At 71.2% G+C, this 16,937-nt stretch carries 14 protein-coding genes; 11 read left to right on the plus strand and 3 right to left on the minus strand.

Going from position 1 to position 16,937, the window contains the following annotated elements; genetic code table 11:
- Positions 1-50: 50 nt before the first annotated feature.
- A complete protein-coding gene (locus BMY19_RS11775; RefSeq protein WP_026604898.1) occupies positions 51-689 on the minus strand; it encodes a TetR/AcrR family transcriptional regulator in 639 nt (212 codons plus the stop codon).
- A gap of 137 nt (positions 690-826) precedes the next feature.
- On the opposite strand from BMY19_RS11775, the gene BMY19_RS11780 reads away from it, so the two are divergent.
- From BMY19_RS11780 to lpxB, 9 genes are all read left to right on the plus strand, one after another.
- Entirely contained in the window at positions 827-2,089 is a 1,263-nt protein-coding gene (locus tag BMY19_RS11780; RefSeq protein WP_091927207.1) for an HlyD family secretion protein, read from the plus strand.
- Between the two features lie 8 nt (positions 2,090-2,097).
- Positions 2,098-3,684: a DHA2 family efflux MFS transporter permease subunit gene (locus tag BMY19_RS11785; RefSeq protein ID WP_100251823.1), complete on the plus strand. Its 1,587-nt coding sequence runs from the start codon at positions 2,098-2,100 to the stop codon at positions 3,682-3,684.
- A 180-nt stretch (positions 3,685-3,864) separates the two neighbouring features.
- Positions 3,865-5,019 (plus strand): M50 family metallopeptidase, encoded by a 1,155-nt coding sequence (locus BMY19_RS11790; RefSeq protein WP_020092984.1) that lies wholly within the window; start codon positions 3,865-3,867, stop codon positions 5,017-5,019.
- A 444-nt stretch (positions 5,020-5,463) separates the two neighbouring features.
- Entirely contained in the window at positions 5,464-8,034 is a 2,571-nt protein-coding gene (gene bamA, locus BMY19_RS11795; protein ID WP_100251824.1) for an outer membrane protein assembly factor BamA, read from the plus strand.
- A 50-nt stretch (positions 8,035-8,084) separates the two neighbouring features.
- The gene (gene lpxD, locus BMY19_RS11800; RefSeq protein ID WP_100251825.1) at positions 8,085-9,143 is read left to right on the plus strand and encodes a UDP-3-O-(3-hydroxymyristoyl)glucosamine N-acyltransferase; all 1,059 of its coding nucleotides are present in this window, start codon (positions 8,085-8,087) and stop codon (positions 9,141-9,143) included.
- 109 nt (positions 9,144-9,252) lie between these two features.
- On the plus strand, positions 9,253-9,729 hold the full coding sequence (gene fabZ, locus BMY19_RS11805) for a 3-hydroxyacyl-ACP dehydratase FabZ (protein ID WP_020092987.1): 477 nt from the start codon (positions 9,253-9,255) through the stop codon (positions 9,727-9,729).
- Positions 9,726-10,544, plus strand: coding sequence for an acyl-ACP--UDP-N-acetylglucosamine O-acyltransferase (gene lpxA, locus BMY19_RS11810; RefSeq protein WP_056533043.1), 819 nt, complete (start codon positions 9,726-9,728; stop codon positions 10,542-10,544). The genes fabZ and lpxA overlap by 4 nt, the downstream gene beginning before the upstream one ends.
- A gap of 11 nt (positions 10,545-10,555) precedes the next feature.
- Positions 10,556-11,428, plus strand: a complete 873-nt coding sequence (lpxI, locus tag BMY19_RS11815; protein ID WP_100251826.1) for an LpxI family protein — start codon at positions 10,556-10,558, stop codon at positions 11,426-11,428.
- Positions 11,425-12,603: a lipid-A-disaccharide synthase gene (gene lpxB / locus BMY19_RS11820; protein ID WP_100251827.1), complete on the plus strand. Its 1,179-nt coding sequence runs from the start codon at positions 11,425-11,427 to the stop codon at positions 12,601-12,603. The genes lpxI and lpxB overlap by 4 nt, the downstream gene beginning before the upstream one ends.
- Positions 12,604-12,612: 9 nt before the next feature.
- Here lpxB and BMY19_RS11825 read toward each other — a convergent pair whose 3' ends face one another.
- The gene (locus tag BMY19_RS11825; RefSeq protein WP_100251828.1) at positions 12,613-13,290 is read right to left on the minus strand and encodes a peptidase inhibitor family I36 protein; all 678 of its coding nucleotides are present in this window, start codon (positions 13,288-13,290) and stop codon (positions 12,613-12,615) included.
- A 22-nt stretch (positions 13,291-13,312) separates the two neighbouring features.
- A complete protein-coding gene (locus BMY19_RS11830; protein ID WP_056533055.1) occupies positions 13,313-13,945 on the minus strand; it encodes a 2OG-Fe(II) oxygenase in 633 nt (210 codons plus the stop codon).
- Positions 13,946-14,236: 291 nt separating this feature from the next.
- Between BMY19_RS11830 and BMY19_RS11835 the strand changes: the two genes are divergently transcribed.
- Positions 14,237-14,554: a hypothetical protein gene (locus BMY19_RS11835; protein ID WP_026604902.1), complete on the plus strand. Its 318-nt coding sequence runs from the start codon at positions 14,237-14,239 to the stop codon at positions 14,552-14,554.
- 148 nt (positions 14,555-14,702) lie between these two features.
- Positions 14,703-16,814: an ABC transporter ATP-binding protein/permease gene (locus BMY19_RS11840; protein WP_100251829.1), complete on the plus strand. Its 2,112-nt coding sequence runs from the start codon at positions 14,703-14,705 to the stop codon at positions 16,812-16,814.
- Positions 16,815-16,937: the final 123 nt, after the last annotated feature.

Raw genomic sequence — 16,937 nt, forward strand, 5'->3', positions numbered from 1 at the left:
CTGGACTGCTTCGCTGCGCTCGCAGAGACGTTTCCCGCCTGAGCCGCGCCTCAGCGCGCGGGGCCGTACCCGGCCAGGAACACCCGCACCGCCTCGTCGACCTGATGGCGCATCTCGGCCTCGCCGGCGATGCCGCCCGCCGCGAACAGCAGGCGGGTCAGCAGACCCGCCTGGCAGAGATGCAGGAAGTGCCGGGCCGCGAGCTCGGTGTCGGCGATCGTCAGGCGTCCCGCCTGGACCTGCGCGTCGAGGTAGCGCGAGAGGCGCTCGACGCCGCAGGCCGGACCGGCCTGGTAGTAGACCTGCCCGAAGCGCGGAAACTTCTCGCTCGCGCCGATGACCATGCGGACCAGCGAGACGTGCGCCGGCCGGCACATCTCGGTCAGGAAGCTGCTTCCGAGCCGGGTCAGGACGCCCGGCACGTCGGGATCGTCCGCGTCCAGGGTGAACAGTGCCTCGGCGAGGCTGGCCTTCTCCTGAATGGTCAGCGCCTCGAACAGGTCCTCCTTGTTCTCGAAGTAGACGTAGAGCGTGCCCTTCGAGACCCCGGCCGCCCGCGCGATCTCGCCCATGCTGGCGCCGTCGAACCCCGCCGCCAGGAACACCGTCCGCGCGCCCTCGAGGATCTGCTGCCGCTTGTCGCCCTCGTGCTGGGCCTGACCCCGCTCCAACGCCGCACCCTGAGCCATGATCCCGCTCCGCACCGTGACACCGTCACGCTTGACCGAACCGTTCGGTCAAAATAACCTGCGGCTTCGTCGGGGGCGCGTCAAGCCGTCCCTCGTTATTGACCGAACGGTTCGGTCATTGATGTCGAGGCGCTGATATGTCCCTTCGCGAGGACGCCGATCGGCCTAATTCCGGTCTCGATGCCGCTATTGAGTCCCGAATCGAGGCCGGGGACGAGGCGCGCGCCGAGCGCACGGCGCCGGCCGCGCCGGCCCCCGCCGCGGCGTCCCTGCCGACGCCCGTGCCGGTCGAGGCGCCGCCCGCCCGCAAGCGCTCCGTGAAGCGGCTCGTCCTGCTCGGACTGCTGGCGGCCGCCCTGGGCGGCGGCGCGTATCAGGGATGGCAGTGGTGGACCGTCGGGCGGTTCTTCGTCTCGACCGACGACGCCTACGTCCAGGCCGACATCTCGGTCCTGGCGGCCAAGATCCCGGGCTATCTCCAGTCGGTCCCGGTCGTGAACGGCCTCGCGGTGAAGAAGGGCGACGTCATCGCCAAGCTCGACGACGGCGACTACCGCCTCGCGCTGCAGGCGGCGCAGGACAAGCTCGCCACCCAGGAGAGCACGATCGCGCGGATCGGCCGGCAGGCCGAGGCGGCGCAAGCCCAGGTCGCCCAGGCCGCCGCGCAGCTCGACGCGACCCGCGCCGACGCCGTCCGCGCCCAGGCCGACTTCGCCCGGTCGACGCAGATGCAGGCGGATTACGTCGCCAAGTCGCGCATCGACCAGACCCGCGCCGACCGCGACCGCACCGAGGCCTCCGTGAAGGCCATGGAGGCCGGCCTCCTCGCGGCCCGCGCCAACGTGGACGTGCTCCAGGCGCAGAAGCGCGAGGCGGAGAGCCTCGCGGCGGAGCTCCGCACCGCCGTCGACCGGGCCCGGCGCGACCTCGACTTCACGGCGATCCGCGCGCCCTTCGACGGGGTGGTCGGCAATAAGGCCGTCGAGGCCGGCGCCTATGTCGGGCCCGGCACGCGGATCGCCGCGCTGGTCCCGCTCCAGAGCGTCCGGATCGACGCGAACTTCAAGGAGACCCAGGTCGAGCGCATGCGTCCCGGCCAGCCGGTGACCGTGACGGTCGACGCCTATCCGGACCGCGAGATCCACGCCGTGGTGGAATCGTTCTCGCCGGCCTCCGGCTCGGTGTTCAGCCTGCTGCCGCCCGACAACGCCACCGGCAACTTCACCAAGATCGTCCAGCGCCTGCCCGTGCGGGTGCGCGTGCCCGAGGAGGTCGCCCGCGAGGGCCTGCTGCGGCCGGGCCTGTCGGCGGTGGTCCGGGTCGATACCCGCACCGGCGCGGACCGCTCCGTCCTCGACCGCGCCTCCGCGCCGCGGCCGGTCAGCACCGCCAGCCGCTGAGACCGGCGATGGCCGCCAGTGCCGCCCTCGCGCCCGGCGCGCCGATCCGCGCCGCCGAGCCGCCCCTCGACCGCCGCCGCATGGTGGCGTTCGTCTGCATGGTCTTCGGCATGTTCATGGCGATCCTGGACATCCAGATCGTCTCGGCCTCCCTGAACGAGATCCAGGCCGGCCTCTCGGCCTCCGGCGACGAGATCCCCTGGGTCCAGACCAGCTACCTGATCGCCGAGGTCATCTCGATCCCGCTCTCCGGCACCCTGTCGCGGGTGCTCTCGACGCGCTGGATGTTCGCCATCTCGGCGGGCGGCTTCACCCTGATGAGCCTGATGTGCGCCACCTCCTCGTCGATCGGCGAGATGATCGTCTGGCGGGCGCTCCAGGGCTTCATCGGCGGCGGCATGATCCCGACCGTCTTCGCCGCGGCCTTCACGATCTTCCCGCCCTCGAAGCGGACCATCGTCTCGCCGATGATCGGCCTCGTGGCGACGCTGGCGCCGACGATCGGGCCGACGGTGGGCGGCTACCTGACCGACCTGATGTCCTGGCACTGGCTGTTCCTGATCAACGTCGTGCCGGGCATCTTCGTGACGGTCTCGACCTGGATCCTGGTCGATTTCGACGAGCCCAATTACGGCCTGATCCGGTCGTTCGACTGGGCCGGCCTCGCCTTCATGGCCGGCTTCCTCGGCTGCCTCGAATACGTGCTGGAGGAGGGGCCCAACCACGACTGGCTGCAGGACGAGGCGGTCTTCGCCTGCGCGGTCGTCTGCGGGACGTCGGCGCTGCTGTTCTTCTGGCGGGTCTTCACGGCGAAGCAGCCGATCGTCGATCTCAGGGCCTTCTCGGACCGGAACTTCGCCAGCGGCTGCGTGGCGAGCTTCGTGCTGGGCATCGGCCTCTACGGGCTGACCTACATCTATCCGGTCTACCTCGCCCGGGTGCGCGGCTACTCGGCGCTGATGATCGGCGAGACGATGTTCGTCTCCGGCCTGTGCATGTTCGCCACCGCGCCGATCGCCGGCCGGCTCTCGGGCAAGGTCGATCCCCGGATCATGATGGGGATCGGCTTCGTCGGCTTCGCATGCGGCACGTGGATCGTCACGGGCCTCACCAAGGACTGGGACTTCTACGAGCTGCTCGTGCCGCAGATCCTGCGCGGCTGCTCGCTGATGCTGTGCATGATCCCGATCAACAACATCGCGCTGGGCACGCTGCCGCCGGCGCGGATGAAGAACGCCTCAGGGCTGTTCAACCTGACCCGCAACCTCGGCGGCGCGGTCGGGCTCGCGCTGATCAACACGATCCTCAACGACCGCTGGGACCTGCACCTCGCCCGGCTCCACGAGCGCTTCACCTGGGCGAACACGGCCGCGCTGGAGCGGCTCGACGCGATGCAGCGCGGCTTCGACGCCTACGGCAGCGCCGCCTCCGACATGGCGCTGAAGGCGATGACCAACACGGTGCGGATCCAGGGCCTCGTCATGGCCTTCGAGGACGTGTTCCTGTCCCTCACCGTCCTGTTCCTCGCGATGGCCTGCGCGGTCCCCATGATCCGGCGGCCGAAGGCCGGCGCGGGCGGGGGCGGCGGCCACTGACGGGCGGTCCCCGACGGGCGGGACCGCCCCCGCGCGATCGGCCGGTGCGGAATCGGACGGCGCGTGCGACCTTCCGCGGCCGGGCCGCAGGATTGCGTTGGCGGTCGGCACCGCCGATCTGCTAGACAGGGCGGATGGCCGGCCCGAGAAGCCGGCGCCGAGACGGCCAGGATACGGCTTATGGACTTCCTCAACGCGATGGGCGGAACCGCCGGCGGTTTCTTCGGCGCCGTGATCCCGTTCCTGTTCGTGCTCACGGTCGTGGTGTTCGTGCACGAGATGGGCCACTTCCTGGTCGGGCGCTGGTGCGGGGTCGGCGTGCACGCCTTCTCGCTCGGCTTCGGTCCAGAGCTGTTCGGGTTCAACGACCGGCGCGGCACCCGCTGGAAGGTCTGCGCGATCCCGCTCGGCGGCTACGTGAAGTTCCACGGCGACGTGAACGGCGCCAGCATGCCCGATCCCGAGGCGGTCGCCCGGATGAGCCCGCACGAGCGGGCGATCAGCTTCCCGACCCAGCCCGTGTCCAAGCGCGCCGCGATCGTCGCCGCGGGCCCGGTGGCCAACTTCATCCTGGCGATCTTGCTCTTCGCGGGCGCCATCTGGCTCGGCGGCCGCTACGAGCTGCCCGCTCGGGTCTCGTCGGTGGAGCCGAACAGCGTCGCCGCCCAGGCCGGTTTCCAACCCGGCGACGTGATCACCGCGATCGACGGCGAGAAGATCGGCGACTTCAACGCCATGTACCGCACGGTGACCGGCAGCGCCGGGACGCCGCTGACCTTCACGGTCGAGCGCAACGACCAGCCCATCACCATCCAGGCGACGCCGGCCACCTTCGAGGAGAAGACGCCGTTCGGCCGCCACCGGATCGGCCGGCTCGGCATCCGCTCGCCCGCGGGCTCGGAGGCGCGGCTCGTGCAGTACGGGGCGCTCGACTCGCTCAATCTCGGCGTGAAGGAGACCTACTTCGTCGTCGAGCGCACCTTCTCGTATCTCGGCAAGCTCGTGACCGGGCGGGAATCCGCCGACCAGCTCTCGGGTCCGATCGGCATCGCCCGCGTCTCCGGCGAGGTCGCCAAGACCGGCGGCGTCGGCGGCCTGGTCGGGCTGATCGCCCTGCTCTCCGTCTCGATCGGCCTGCTCAACCTGTTCCCGGTGCCGCTGCTCGATGGCGGCCACCTGCTGTTCTACGCCTTCGAGGTGGTGCGCGGCCGCCCGCTGAGCGAGCGGGCCCAGGAGATCGGCTTCCGCATCGGCCTCGCCCTCGTGCTGATGCTGATGCTGTTCGCCGCCTGGAACGACATCCTCAACCTCGGCGCCTCCTGGCGGAACACCTGATCCGGGGCCGGCGGGGATCCCTGGATCCCCGCCGGATCGCCGCCGGATCGCCGCCGGATCTCCACCGGAAACGCTGCCCCAATCCCGCCGCGATCTCGCCCGGACACCGCCCGGATGGCGCCCCGCCGGCGCGTCGAAACGGGGTTAACGGAGCCTTCACGGGACCGTGAGCTTCGCGGAAAAGGGGCGGTCGCTCAGGCGTTTACGGCGCGTTCACCATGATCCGCGGTTTGCCCGTAAGCTGACCGCACCGTTAAGTGGCGCGAAGGCCACGACCCCCCAAAATCCCCTGACGATGGCCTCCCGCGCGTTTGCTTGGCAGGGGAATCCCGCTAAGAGCTACGCTTGGACCGAAGCCACGCTTGGACCAGGTGACGGGACGGCCGATCAACGGTCGCCCGTGACGGGCTAACCCCCGCGACCAGAACAGAAACGGGCGATTGCATGATGTCGTTGACGGGGAAGCCCCGACGTAAGTCGGTGCGGAAAACCATCGTCCTAGTCACTGCCGGTCTGGGTGTCGTCCTGAGCGGGGCTGCCCAAGCGCAGCAGATCGTCGTCCAGGGCAACCAGCGCGTCGATGCCGACACGATCCGGTCCTACGTGACCGGGACGGCGTCCGGCTCCGCCGAGGAGGCCCGCCGCAACCTGCTCGCTAGCGGGATGTTCTCCGACGTGAAGGTCGCCCAGTCGGGTGGCCGCACGGTGGTGACCGTCCGCGAGAACAACCTGATCAACCGCGTGGTCTTCGAGGGCAACAAGAAGATCGAGAAGGCCACCCTGGAAGGGGTGGTCGGGGCCAAGTCCCGCGGGCCCTACAGCGAGGCGATCATCAACGCCGACCTCGCGCGCATCCGCGACGTCTACAAGCGCTTCGGCCGCGGCACCGCCAAGGTGACCTACCGGACCGTCGACCTGCCCAACGGCCGCGTCGACGTGATCTACCAGATCGACGAGGGCGACAAGACCGGCATCCTCTCGATCAACTTCGTCGGCAACAACGCCTACTCGGAGCGGACGCTGAAGGGGCTGATGAGCTCCTCGGAGATGAACTTCCTGTCGTTCATCAAGACCTCCGACGTCTACGATCCCGACCGCATCACCAACGACCTCGACCAGGTCCGCCGCTACTACCTGAAGAACGGCTACGCCGACTTCCAGGTGGTCAGCGCCGACGCGCGCTACGTCGAGGGCGACAAGTCCGGCTACGTCATCACCATCACGGTGAGCGAGGGCGAGCAGTACCGGGTCGGCGCCGTCCAGGTGGATTCGCGCCTGCCGGGCCTCGACACCGCGAAGCTCGACAGCGACATCGCCACCTCCGTGGGCGACGTCTACAACGCCGACGACGTCGAGAAGACGCTCAACAACGTCACCCGCCAGGTCAACCGCGCCGGCTACCCGTTCGCGCAGGTCCGCCCGACCGGCCAGCGCGACCCGGCGAGCCACCAGGTCTCCCTCGGCTTCGTGGTCGAGGATGGCCCGCACGTCTACGTCGAGCGCATCAACATCCGCGGCAACACCCGCACCCGCGACTACGTCATCCGCCGCGAGCTCGATATCGCGGAGGGCGATGCCTACAACCGCGTGCTGACCGACCGCGCCGAGCGGCGCCTGAACGGCCTGGGCTTCTTCAAGAAGGTCCGCTTCTCGAACGAGCCGGGCTCGGCCCCGGACCGCGTGGTCATCAACATCGACGTCGAGGATCAGCCCACGGGTTCGTTCTCGGTGGCGGGCGGCTACTCCACCCAGGACGGCATCATCGGCGAGGTCTCGGTCTCCGAGTCGAACTTCCTCGGTCGCGGCCAGTACGTCCGCCTCGCCGGTACGGGCGGCCAGTACTCGCGCGGCGTCGACTTCTCGTTCACCGAGCCGTACTTCCTCGGCTACCGCCTCGCGGCGGGCTTCGATGCCTTCTACAAGTACTCCGACCTGACCCGGTACTCGCGCTACGAGACCACGGTGTACGGCGGTCAGCTGCGCCTCGGCCTGCCGATCACCGAGGAGTTCGGCATCACGCTGCGCTACTCGCTGTACAACACCGAGCTGAAGGTGCCGAACACCCTCAAGCGGCCGTACAACGACTGCTCGATCCCGATCCCCGGCTACACCGCCACCTACGCGGCGGGCACGATCGACCCGAACACCGGCCGCAACATCGGCGGCCAGTCGATCTACCCGAACTGCGCGTATGACGGCGAGGCCTCGATCGCCATCAAGGGCTCGCAAGGCAACACGCTGACCTCGCTGGCCGGCCTGACGCTCGCCTACTCGACCCTCGACGTGATCGGCGCGCCCCGCAACGGTCTCTACGCCGAGCTGAAGCCCGACGTCGCGGGCCTGGGCGGCGACTCCAAGTTCTTCCGCGTGACCGCCGACGCGCGGTACTACAAGGAGATCTTCGAGGACGTGGTCGGCTTCATCCGCTTCCAGGGCGGCCACATCTCGTCGCTCAACAACGACCCGCTGCGGGTGACCGACCAGTTCTTCCTCGGCCCGTCGCTGGTCCGCGGCTTCGCGCCGAACGGCATCGGTCCGCGCGACGTCGGCATCGCCGACGCCCGCTCGAACGCCATCGGCGGCTCGACCTACGTCGGCGGCACCCTCGAAGTGCAGTTCCCGCTGCCCCTCGTTCCGCGGGATCTGGGCCTGAAGGGCGCGCTCTTCGCCGATGCCGGCACGCTGTTCGGCTATCACGGCCAGCGGAACTTCAACGTGAACGGCGACGCCTTCATCAACGGCATCTCGCCGACGACCGGGAAGTGCAACTTCAACGCCTTCACGATCGGCGTGGAGCCGGAATGCGTGAACGTCCGCGACACGGCGGCGATCCGCTCCTCGATCGGCGCGTCCATCCTGTGGAACTCGCCGCTCGGCCCGATCCGGTTCGACTACGCCTACGCTCTGTCCAAGGACGAGGGTCAGAAGGTGTTCGTCCCGATCCTCGGCAAGTTCGGCCATATCGGCGCGGATCAGGTCCAGGCCTTCCGCTTCTCCGGCGGCTCGCGCTTCTGATAAAAAACACGCGCGCCGGCCGGATTCTCCCGGCCGGCGCGTTGTCGGACATGACAGATCCCGTCTTCTTCACCGCCGCCACCGGCCTCACCCTGGCCGAGATCGCGGCCGCCGCCGGCCTCGGCCTCCCCGAGGGAGCGGATCCGGATCGCCGGTTCAGCGGCGCGGCCTCCCTGGAGAGTGCCGGTCCGGACCACCTCGCCTACATGGACAATGCCCGCTACGGCGACGCCCTCGCGGCGACGCGTGCGGGCGTGTGCCTCATCTCGCCCCGCTTCGCGGCGCGCTGCCCCGCCGGAACCGTCGCCCTCGTCAGCCGCGATCCCTACCGCGCCTACGCGGCCCTGCTCGGCCGCCTGCACCCGGACGCGCTGCGTCCCGGTTCCCAGTTCGCGGTCCGCGGCGTCGCCTCCGGCGCCCACGTCCATCCCGAGGCCCGGCTCGAGGACGGGGTCACGGTCGATCCCGGCGCGGTGATCGGGCCGGGAGCCGAGATCGGCGCCGGCACGGTGATCGGGCCGAACGCCGTCATCGGGCCGGGCGTCCGGATCGGGCGCGACTGCGCGATCGGCGCGGGCACGACCCTCAGCCACGCCCTCCTCGGCAACCGGGTGATCCTGCATCCGGGGACCCGGCTCGGACAGGACGGGTTCGGCTTCGCCATGGGCGCCACCCACCTCAAGGTGCCGCAAGTCGGGCGGGTCATCGTGCAGGACGACGTCGAGATCGGTGCCAACACCACGGTCGACCGGGGCGCCTCGCGCGACACGGTGATCGGGGAGGGCACCAAGATCGACAACCTCGTGCAGATCGCCCACAACGTCGTGATCGGGCGCCACTGCGTCATCGTGTCGGGGGTCGGCATCTCGGGCTCGACCACGCTGGAGGATTACGTCGTCCTCGGCGGGCAGGTCGGCGTCGTCGGCCACCTGCGCATCGGTCGCGGCGCGCAGATCGCCGGCTCGTCCAACGTCAACCGCGACGTGCCGCCGGGCAGCCGCTGGGGCGGGACGCCCGCCAAGCCGGTGCGGGCTTGGTTCCGCGAGCTGACGACGCTCGCGCGGCTCGCGGAACGCTCGGGCAAGGAGCCCGCCGGAGACGACGCCTGACCGGGAAGGCCTTGCGCTTCCGGCGATTTCTTCCGAATAGGGCGGTCGGCGCCCCGGTGGCGGCCGGATTGCGGGCCGCCGATGGCGGCAAGTCGAGGTGCGGATTTCGATGAGTGAGGCGGCGCGCGAGACCGGCAGCGAGCTGGGCATAGCCGATATCCAGACGCTGCTGGAGCTGCTGCCGCACCGCTACCCGTTCCTGATGGTCGACCGCATCGTCGAGATCGACCGGGACGAATCCTGCGTCGGCATCAAGAACGTCACGGCCAACGAGCCGCAGTTCATGGGCCACTTCCCCGACATGCCGGTCTTCCCGGGCGTGCTCCTGATCGAGGGTATGGCGCAGACGGCGGGGGCGATCTGCTGCCGCCACATCCGGGCGGACGGGCGGAACACCAAGCAGGTGTTCTTCATGACCATCGACAAGTGCAAGTTCCGCAAGCCCGTCACCCCCGGCGACCAGGTGCGCTTCCACATGACGAAGCTGAACCAGCGCCGGACCATGTGGTGGTTCCGCGGCGAGGCCCGGGTCGACGGCACGCTGGTCGCGGAGGCCGAGATCAGCGCCATGCTGGTGACGGAGTGACCGCCCCCGTCATCCACCCGAGCGCGGTGATCGAGTCCGGCGCCCGCATCGGCGACGGGGCGCGGATCGGCCCCTTCTGCCATGTCGGGCCCGAGGTCGTGCTCGGCGCGGACTGCGAACTCATCAGCCACGTGGTCCTGGCGGGCCGCACCGCGATCGGCCCCCGCACCCGGATCTTCCCCTTCGCGTCCATCGGCCACCAGCCGCAGGACCTGAAATACCGGGGCGAGGCCTCGACCCTGACGATCGGCGCCGACTGCCTGATCCGCGAGGGCGTCACCATGAACCCGGGCACCAGCGGCGGCGGCCTGGAGACCGTGGTCGGCGACCACTGCACCTTCCTGGCCAACTCGCATGTCGGCCACGATTGCCGGGTCGGCGCCCACGTGATCTTCTCCAACAACGTCATGCTGGCGGGCCATTGCAGCGTCGGCGACTACGCGATCCTGGGCGGCGGCGCCGCCGTGATCCAGTTCGCGCGGGTCGGCGCGCACGCCTTCGTGGGCGGCCTGTCGGGCCTGGAGAACGACTGCATCCCCTACGGCATGGTGCTCGGCAACCGGGCCTACCTGTCGGGGCTCAACATCATCGGGCTGCAGCGCCGCGGCTTCGCCCGCGAGGACATCCACGCGCTGCGGCGCGCCTACCGCCTGCTCTTCGCCCCCGAGGGCACGCTGATGGAGCGGGTGGAGGACGTGGCCGCGACCTTCGAGTCCCACGCGGCGGTCGCCGAGATCCTCGACTTCATCCGCCTCGGCGGCAAGCGCTCGATCTGCACGCCGCGCGAGGTTCCGACCCCGATCAGCGCCGCCTGAGCGGCCGGGCCGTGACCGAGGCCGATCCCGCCGCCCCCGCCCCAGAGGGGGCCCTGGTCCTGATCGCGGGGGCGGGGCGCCTGCCGGAGCTCGTCGCCGAGTCGCTCCGCCGGGCGCGCCGGCCCTTCCGGGTGATCGCGCTGCGCGGCTTCACCGGACCGGCCCTGCGCGCGGGCGCCGACGCCACGGTCGACCTCCTCGATCTCGCGGCCACCCTGAAGCTGCTGCGGCTCTGGGGGCCGGCGACCGTGGTGCCGGCGGGCGGCGTCTCCCGCCCGAGCCCGGCCGCGATCCTCAACGCGGGCGCCGCCCTGCGCAACCGCGAGGCCCTGCGGGCGATCGCCGGCGGCGGGGACGACCGCCTGCTGCGGGCGGCGGTCACGCTGGTCGAGGAGGCGGGCCACCGGGTCGTCGGCGTCCACGAGGCCGCGCCGGACCTGCTCTGCCCGGACGGCCCCCTCGGGCGCCGGGCCCCGGACGCGGAGGCGGCCGCCTCGATCCGCACCGGGCGCGGCGTCCTCGACGCCCTCTCGCCCTACGACCTGGGGCAGGCGGTCGTCCTGGCCGGCGACCGGATCCTCGCCGTGGAGGGGCCGGAGGGCACGGACCGCATGCTGGCCCGGGCCCGGGCCCTGGGGCGGCGCCCCTTCGGGTTCGGCCGGGCGATGCCCGCGACCGTGCTGGTGAAGGCCCCGAAGGTCGGCCAGGACCGCCGCATCGATCTCCCGGCCGTCGGCGCCCGCACCGTGCGCAACGCGGCCCGGGCGGGCTGCGCCGGGCTCGCCCTGGAGGCCGGCGGGACCCTGGTCATCGACCGGGCGGCGACGGCCGCGGAGGCCGACCGCCTCGGCCTGTTCGTGGTCGGGTACGGGCTCGCGCCGTGACCGGCCGGCCCCGCACGATCTGGCTCGTGGCCGGCGAGGATTCCGGCGACCAGCTCGGCGCCAAGCTGATGCGCGCCCTGCGCGAGGCCGCGCCCGACACCGTCTTCGGCGGCGTCGGCGGCGAGGCCATGGCGGAGGCGGGGTTCGCGTCCCTGTTCCCCCTCGATGACGTGGCGGTGATGGGCTACCTGCCGGTCCTCGCCCGGGCCCGGACCCTGCTCCGCCGCATCCGCGAGACCGTCGAGGCGACGATCCGCGCGCGGCCCGACGTGCTGGTGATCATCGACAGCCCGGGCTTCACCCACGCGGTGGCGCGACGCGTGCGCAGGGCGGCCCCCGGCATCCCGATCATCGACTACGTGTCCCCGAGCGTCTGGGCGTGGCGGCCGTGGCGGGCGAAGGGCATGCGGCCGTTCATCGACCACGTGCTGGCCCTGCTCCCGTTCGAGCCCGACGCGCATCTGCGGCTCGGCGGCCCGCCCTGCACCTATGTCGGGCACCCGCTGATCGAGCGCCTCCCGGAACTGCGGCCCGGTGCGGCCGAGCGGGGGCGGCGCGAGGCCGTGCCCTACAGCCTCGCGGTCCTGCCGGGCTCCCGGCGGTCCGAGATCGAGCGGCTGATGCCGGTCTTCGGCGCGGCGCTGGCCCGCGTCGCCGAGGGCCTGGCGGTCGAGGCGGTCCTGCCCGCCGTGACCCGGCACAGGGCCCTGATCGAGCGGCTGTCGGCCGGGTGGCCGGTGCCGGTCCGCATCGTCACCGGCGAGGCGCCGAAATACGCGGCCTTCCGGGAGGCCCGGGCGGCGCTCGCCGCCTCCGGCACGGTCACGCTGGAGCTGGCGCTCGCGGGCGTCCCGATGGTCGTGGCCTACAAGGTCTCGCGGGCGGAGGAGTTCATCGCCCGCCGGCTGATCCAGGTCCCGAGCATCGTGCTGCCGAACCTGATCCTCGCCGAGAACGCGATGCCGGAATTCGTCCAGGCCGACTGCACCCCGGAGCGCCTCGCGGGCGCCCTGCGGCCGCTCCTGGCCGGCGGTCACGACCGCGACGTCCAGCTCGCCGCCCTCGGCCGCATCGACGGGCGGATGCGGCTCGCCGCGGCGGACACGCCGAGCCGGGCCGCGGCGCGGATCGTCCTGCGCGCGGCCGGGGGGCAGGGAGCGGATCCGGCGGCGTGACGGCGCCGCTCAGCCGGCGCGGCGGCCGCAGCGGATATAGGTCGAGGTCCCGCGGCTGCTCGACCAGGTCAGGTGCTCGCCGTCCACCTGCAGGCGGACCTGCGACGACCAGTGGCGGCCGCGATCGCTGCACTCGGCGGCCGTGACCCAGGCGCCGCCGCTCCGCCGCACGTCGTGGAACAGGCACAGCGTGCGGCCCGCGCGGGCGCGGTCCTGCGTGATCGTGGCCGGGATGTAGCCGCGGCGGCGCGAGCGCGCTCCGCAGGCCTCGGGCGTCGGGCCCCAGACACCGACATACTCGGCGGCGGGCACGGCGGCGGCCGGAGCGGTGCCCGGGGCCGGGCGGGCATTCGCCGTGGTCGCGGGCGGCGCGGCGGCACTCTGCGGGGCCGCCGGCGCCGGCGAGGCCGCCATGGCGGTCTGGCCGGGCGGCTCGGCCGGGGCGGTGAGCGGGTCGGGCTCGTCGAGCATCACGACGCGGCGCGCGGGGCGCGGCGCGGCGGACCCCGCCGCGGACGGGCTCGCTTCCGGCGGGGACGGGCGGAACGGCAGGTCCTCGGTGAGGTAGGCGGCGCTGTAGGCGAACAGGCCCACCCAGCCGAGGATGAGGAGGGTCGGCAAGGCGAAGCGACGCCAGGAGCCGGAACGCGCCCCGTCGCCCGGATCCGCCAGAACGACCGCCCCCATGGTCCGCCCCCCTCTCGTCCGCTCAGCGGCCGAAGATGCCCTTCAGGAACTGCGCCGTGCGGTTGCGCTTGCGCTTGCGCTCCAGCTCCGACGCGTCCCTGAGCCACGCCACCTGGACCACGCGCCGCTCGCCCTCGAAGGGCTCGTGGCCGTGCCAGGAATTGTCCGCCCGCAGGAACGCGAACATCGTGCCCATGGTCGGCGGGACCTCCACCGCGAAGGGCTCGTAGTTGCGGCCGTCGTAGAGCACCCGCAGGCGGCCGGCCGCCGGGGCGTCCCAGGCGTCGTTCATGTAGACGAGCAGGGTGAGCACCTTCGACGGGCCGTCGGTGTGGATCGAGCCGTATTTCAGCTGGCTGCGGCGCATGATGGTCGTCAGGCGCGGGCAGGAGACGAGGTCGATGCCGAACTTCTCGCCGAGGATCTTCGAGAAGGCGTCGCTCTCCAGCTCGTCGATCAGCGCCTTGAACCGGCCCTTCAGGGTGACCTCGTCGACCGTGAGGTAGCCGGGCTTGGCGATGTCCGGGAAGTCGCGCCGGATGTCGTCGATCGCGTCGGGATTCAGGACGTTGCTGCCGAGCGTGTAGGCGTAGGGCTCGCGGGAGACGGGCGCGGCGCGCACGGCGGAGATGTCGAGGATCGAGAGAGCGGACATCGCTGGGTCCCTTGGCTCCGGCGCCGGTCGGCCGGCACGCGGGGCGCCGGAGACGCGTGCCGGGGGGCCGGTCCAGCCGTCGTGCCGGGGTCGCCCGCGCAGGCGTCCACGACCACAAATCTACAGCTGCTTCCGGCGATCCCGGAATCTCCTAATCCGCCGATTGCGGCGGTCCGACGGCGAAAGCGGCCCGGTGGCGCATTCCGGTGACAGTCTCGGGCGGCCCGCTTGTGCAGGATGGCGCCAGACCCGCGGGCTTTCTTCCCGGGTGCGTACCGGAACCCGTGCCCGATGAGGCCGTTGGCCCTCGCTCTGCTGTTCGCCCACCTCGCCGCCGTCGCGGCCGGGGTCGAGGCCCGTGCGCAGTCGCGGCCGCCGCGCGGCTCGATGACGGCCCGCATGACCTGCTCCGAGGCGATGGCCCTGGTGAAGAACGAGGGCGACGTGATCATCGCCGCCGGAGCGGCGCCGGAGCGGTTCGTCAGCAATCCCGGCCAGTGCAGCGGCGCGGAGATCGCCGAGCTGCGCTTCGCCCCGACGCGCGACAACCCGCAATGCCCGATCGGCTACCATTGCCGCGAGCCCGGCTTCGAGGAGTGGAACTGGTAGCCGCGGTGCCCGCGTAAATCGCCGCACCGCCGGAACGTGACCAAAGTTTCACGCGACAGCGCGGGCCGAGTGCCACTATCTGGCCATCTGCCGGGGCCAAGGCCGCCGGCGGCGCCCCGGGCGGGCGCGCACGGATGGGGGATCGACGGTGGCAGCACTCAGGACCGGACTGGGCATCCAGGCCGTGCTCACGGCCCTGGCCGCGCTGATCCTGCTGGCGTTTCCCGGAATCCCGAGCCCGCCGCTCTACGTCTCCCTCGCCGGCTTCGCCATGGCGGGCATCCTGATCGCCGCGAACGGCATCTCGGCCTACCTGAAGGTCTTCGTCTCGGTCTACGGCGTCGGCTACCTGCTGCTCGCCGGATCGAAGACGATCGCCGCCATGGGGCTGCTGCCGCCGGTGATCGCCGCGCTGCTCCCGCCGGCCTTCGCCGCGACCGGCGCGGTGGTCTTCGCCGCCATCGTGCTCGGCATCTCGCATCTCGAGCCGATCCGCGCGATCACCAACATCGCCGACCCGTACTTCGCCAATCGCGACAAGCCGACCAAGGAGATCGGCCTGTTCCGCTGGTTCGGCACCACCGAGGGCCGGATCGGCCGCAACCTCGTGGCGCTGTCGATCTTCGTGAACTTCGCCGACGTGGCGCTGACGCTGCGGTTCAACTTCTTCTACCGCGACATCTACAACTCGCTCCAGGAGTACGACGCGAACGCGTTCTGGTACCAGCTGCTCTGGGTGTTCGTGCCGCTGGCCACGCTGAACATCGCCATCGGCATGTTCGACCTGTTCGTCGATTCCTCGCTGCTCATCCGCTGGCGCACGTGGCTGACCCACAGCCTGTACGAGCGCTGGCTCGGCAACGGCACGCATTACCGGATCCCGTTCACCGACGAGGAAGCGGACAACCCGGACCAGCGCATCCAGGCCGACGTCAACAGCTTCATCGTGCAGACCACGACGCTGTCGATCCGGCTCCTCAGCCAGGCCGCGCAGCTCGTCTCGTTCATCGTGATCCTCTGGACCCTGTCGCGCGACTTCGTCGTGCCGTTCACCGACACGGTGATCCCGGGCTTCCTGGTCTGGCTGGTGATCGCCTACGCGGTGGTCGGCACGTGGCTCACCCACCTGATCGGCCGGCCGCTCATCGGCCTGGACTTCCGGCAGGAGCAGGTCGAGGCGAATTTCCGCTTCGCGCTGGCCCGGAACCGTATCTACTCCGAGCAGATCGCCCTGCTGCGCGGCGAGCGGGCGGAGGCCTCGCGGCTCTCGAGCCTGTTCCACAGCGTGATCGACAACTACGTCGGGATCATCTTCCGCCGCATCAAGCTGATCGCCTTCACGTTCAGCTACCGGCAGGCGAGCGTGATCTTCCCGATGGTGCTGGCGGCCCCGTCCTTCTTCGCCAAGAAGATCACGCTGGGCGCGCTCCAGCAGACCTCCCAGGCCTTCAGCCAGGTGCAGAGCTCGCTGTCGTTCTTCGTGGACTCGTACACGACGCTGGCCGCCTACAAGGCCAATACCATCCGTCTCGGCTCGTTCCGAAGGGCCATGACGAAGGCCGAGGCGCTGGAGGCGGCGGGCTACGGCCTCGTCCAGGGGAACGAGACCACCGGCGACGTCACCGCGCGCGGCCTCGTCCTCGCCCTGCCGAACGGGAAGCCGATCGTCACCGCCGACGCGCTGACCCTGCCGCGCGGCGGCGCGACCCTGGTCACGGGTCCCTCCGGCTCCGGCAAGTCGACCCTGTTCCGGGCAATCGCGGGGATCTGGCCGTTCGGCAAGGGCCGGGTCGACGTGCCTGCCGGGCAGTCGGCCCTGCTGCTGCCGCAGCGGCCCTACATCCCGCAGGGGACCCTGCGCGGCGCCGTGGTCTACCCGAACACCACCGACCAGTTCTCGGACGCGGCGATCCGGGACGCCCTGACGGCCGCCCAGCTCCCCCACCTCGTCGACCATCTCGACGAGAGCGACACCTGGGAGCGGCGCCTGTCGGGCGGCGAGCAGCAGCGGCTGGCCATCGCCCGCGCGCTGCTGGCCAAGCCCGAATGGCTGTTCCTCGACGAGGCGACGGCCTCCCTCGACGAGCCCTCCGAGGCCGCCCTCTACCGGATGCTGCGCGAGCAGCTCCCCGCCACGACGATCGTGTCGATCGGCCATCGCTCGACGCTGGACGCCTTCCACGACCGGCGCATCGCGCTCGAGCCGGAGAGCGGTGTCTTCGTCCCGCGGGTGCAGAGGCAGCCGCTGCCGGCGGAGTGAGGGGCTGCAACAGCTCCCACCGCTCTGCGGGGCGGGACAGCGCCCTCTCCGTCATCACGAGCGCAGCGAAGTGACCCAGGGCAGCGCGACATCCTGGAGATGTGGCGCGACCCTGGATTGCTT

The sequence above is a fragment of the Methylobacterium sp. UNC300MFChir4.1 genome (assembly GCF_900110155.1).
Classification (GTDB): domain Bacteria; phylum Pseudomonadota; class Alphaproteobacteria; order Rhizobiales; family Beijerinckiaceae; genus Methylobacterium.

What these genes read in the sequence shown, in the direction of transcription:
- BMY19_RS11775 (WP_026604898.1), bottom strand. Translation starts at nt 689, where the DNA reads ATGGCTCAGGGTGCGGCGTTGGAGCGGGGTCAGGCCCAGCACGAGGGC.
- BMY19_RS11780 (WP_091927207.1), top strand. Translation starts at nt 827, where the DNA reads ATGTCCCTTCGCGAGGACGCCGATCGGCCTAATTCCGGTCTCGATGCC.
- BMY19_RS11785 (WP_100251823.1), top strand. Translation starts at nt 2,098, where the DNA reads ATGGCCGCCAGTGCCGCCCTCGCGCCCGGCGCGCCGATCCGCGCCGCC.
- BMY19_RS11790 (WP_020092984.1), top strand. Translation starts at nt 3,865, where the DNA reads ATGGACTTCCTCAACGCGATGGGCGGAACCGCCGGCGGTTTCTTCGGC.
- bamA (WP_100251824.1), top strand. Translation starts at nt 5,464, where the DNA reads ATGATGTCGTTGACGGGGAAGCCCCGACGTAAGTCGGTGCGGAAAACC.
- lpxD (WP_100251825.1), top strand. Translation starts at nt 8,085, where the DNA reads ATGACAGATCCCGTCTTCTTCACCGCCGCCACCGGCCTCACCCTGGCC.
- fabZ (WP_020092987.1), top strand. Translation starts at nt 9,253, where the DNA reads ATGAGTGAGGCGGCGCGCGAGACCGGCAGCGAGCTGGGCATAGCCGAT.
- BMY19_RS11825 (WP_100251828.1), bottom strand. Translation starts at nt 13,290, where the DNA reads ATGGGGGCGGTCGTTCTGGCGGATCCGGGCGACGGGGCGCGTTCCGGC.
- BMY19_RS11830 (WP_056533055.1), bottom strand. Translation starts at nt 13,945, where the DNA reads ATGTCCGCTCTCTCGATCCTCGACATCTCCGCCGTGCGCGCCGCGCCC.
- BMY19_RS11835 (WP_026604902.1), top strand. Translation starts at nt 14,237, where the DNA reads ATGAGGCCGTTGGCCCTCGCTCTGCTGTTCGCCCACCTCGCCGCCGTC.